The 705-nt window shown below is 57.4% G+C and carries 1 protein-coding gene; it reads left to right on the forward strand.

Annotation, left to right across the window (positions count from 1 at the left end):
• A partial coding sequence (locus FWJ25_RS20510) for an AAA family ATPase (RefSeq protein WP_149601842.1) occupies nt 1-705 on the forward strand: 705 nt, incomplete at both ends.

The following is a 705-nucleotide window of genomic DNA, read 5'->3' on the forward strand; positions in this document are numbered from 1 at the left end:
GGGTTGTCTCCTCGTCGGCCGGGTTGTCTCCTCGTCGGCCCGCCTGGGACCGGGAAGACCCTCCTTGCGCGTGCCGTCGCTGGGGAGGCCGGGGTGCCCTTCTTCTCCTGCGCTGCCTCTGAGTTCGTCGAGCTCTTCGTCGGTGTCGGTGCCTCCAGGGTGCGCGACCTCTTCGAGAAGGCCAAGGCCAAGGCGCCCTGCATTGTCTTCATTGATGAGATTGATGCCGTTGGAAGGCAGCGCGGTGCTGGACTTGGTGGGGGTAATGACGAGAGAGAGCAGACCATTAACCAGCTCTTGACGGAACAGCGGTGTCATTGTGCTTGCCGCCACCACATTGTGCTTGCCGCCACCAACAGGCCCGATGTGCTGGACTCCGCGCTCCTACGACCAGGGAGATTTGATAGGCAGGTGACCGTTGACAGGCCAGATGTTGCCGGAGGCGTCAAGATTCGTGAGGGCCACTGCAGAGGAAAGGCTTTGGCGAAAGATGTTGATTTTGACAAAATTCACTGGTGGACCCCTGATTTCACTGGGGCTGACATCCAAAACCTCATGAATGAGGCTGCCATCCTTGCTGCTCGCCGTGATCTTAAGGAAATTAGCAAGGAKGAGATCTCTGATGCTCTTGAGAGAATCATTGCTGGCCCTGAGAAGAAAAATGCTGTTGTTTCCGAGGAGAAGAAGAGGCTCGTCGCTTACCAT

Origin of the sequence: Marinobacter salinexigens, assembly GCF_008370345.1 — a bacterium.
Classification (GTDB): Bacteria; Pseudomonadota; Gammaproteobacteria; order Pseudomonadales; family Oleiphilaceae; genus Marinobacter; species Marinobacter salinexigens.